Raw genomic sequence first — 1,710 nt, forward strand, 5'->3', positions numbered from 1 at the left:
TTTTAACTTGGCGAATTTTTTATGAAGAATTGCAATCATTCTTTCAATCTCCGCCCAGTCCCTGATAAGAGCTGCCTGGTAGCAACGCATAATACTTGCCCAGCTTCCTTGCTCTGCTACTGCTGAACTTTTTTCTTCGGTAAGTTGAGCAAATAGCGGATATAGTATCGTTGCATCACTACATAACGGTAATGCGAAGTCTGGAAGAGAAGGTGTCCCACCCAGAACAAATGTACCAGTACTGTTCTCCAGTGCTTTAATTATCGCCAAAGCGGCCAAATAATATAATTCTTTTGCTCTTTTTATATCATTGTTTATTTTTTTTTCATATATGGCTAGTTGTCCTAATTGATTGCGTAGCATTAATAGGCTAACCGTATATTTTTTACCATTTCTAAAATCTTCTGATATTTTTTCTATATATTCTCTAGTGTTGTCGGTGATAGTGATGAGCTCTCCACTATTATCATTGACGGCTTTATTTATATCTCTGTCTCTATTTTTATTGAATTTGCATTCTAATTGGATGGTCATTTGATGGGTACCATGACAAGTGATTGTGCATTTTTATCTACGGCAGTAACAAATTTTGCAGTAAGGAGGAAATGGGATGCCCTTGATGATTATGCAGACATCCCCACTTGCATTATTTATTCAGAAGAGCCCATGTTGACTCTGCTGGTTCAAGAAATGGGTAGGGGTTGTGATAATTCTCCAGTGGTCTAACCGGCAATAGCTCGGACACAATCAACGGGTGATGGATCTCAACTTCATGGCCCAATATCCAGGCAAGCTTGGCAAAGGGCATACCAAAATGGCACATGTACTCACCTTCATGACTCATTTTTCGCCATTCACTGTTCTGCTTTATAACCAACGGTGGTGTAAGTAGTGTCCGCAGGCTGGCCTCTACGGCTTCAGTGTTGTTACTTAGCAGAGCCTGAAAGAACTCTATAAAGTAGACAACTTCAGCATTGGCTTTTAACTTGGCGAATTTTTTCTGAAGAATTGCAATCATTCTTTCAATCTCCGCCCAGTCTTTGATAAGAGCTGCCTGGTAGCAACGCATAATGCTTGCCCAGCTTCCTTGCTCTGCTACTGCTGAGCTTTTTTCTTCGGTAAGTAGAGCAAATAGCGGATATAGCATCGTTGCATCACTACATAACGGTAATGCGAAGTCTGGAAGAACAGGTGTCCCACCCAGAACAAATGTACCAGTACTGTTCTCCAGTGCTTTAATTATCGCCAAAGCGGCCAAATAATATAACTCTTTTGCTTTATTTATGTCATTATTAATTTTTGCTTCGTATATGGCCAGTTGTCCTAATTGAATGCGTAGCGTTAATAGGCTAACCGTATATTTTTTACCGTTTCTAAAATCTTCTGATATTTTTTCTAAATACTCTCTAGTGCAGTCGGCGATAGTAGTGAACTCTCCACTATTATCATTGACGGCTGTATTTATATCTCTGTCTCTATTTTTATTGAATTTGCATTCCAGTTGAATGGTCATTTGATGGGTACCATGACAAGTGATTGTGCGTTTTTATCTACGGCAGTAACAAATTTTGCAGTAAGGAGGAAATGGGATGCCCTTGATGATTATGCAGACATCCCCACTTGCATTATTTATTCAGAAGAGCCCATGTTGACTCTGCTGGTTCAAGAAATGGGTAGGGGTTGTGATAATTCTCCAGTGGTCTAACCGGC

General features: G+C 39.9%; 2 protein-coding genes. Both read right to left on the reverse strand.

The window, feature by feature from the left end:
- Positions 1-534 (reverse strand): hypothetical protein (locus tag WH50_RS25780; protein ID WP_133251440.1); only part of this gene is annotated, 534 nt, incomplete at its 3' end.
- Positions 535-646: 112 nt separating this feature from the next.
- Positions 647-1,513 (reverse strand): hypothetical protein, encoded by an 867-nt coding sequence (locus WH50_RS25785; RefSeq protein ID WP_110190352.1) that lies wholly within the window; start codon positions 1,511-1,513, stop codon positions 647-649.
- Positions 1,514-1,710: the final 197 nt, after the last annotated feature.

It is taken from the genome of Pokkaliibacter plantistimulans (assembly GCF_003194385.1).
Classification (GTDB): domain Bacteria; phylum Pseudomonadota; class Gammaproteobacteria; order Pseudomonadales; family Balneatricaceae; genus Pokkaliibacter; species Pokkaliibacter plantistimulans.

Excerpts from the sequence above, each read along its gene's own strand:
- WH50_RS25785 (WP_110190352.1), bottom strand. The coding sequence starts at position 1,513 with ATGACCATTCAACTGGAATGCAAATTCAATAAAAATAGAGACAGAGAT.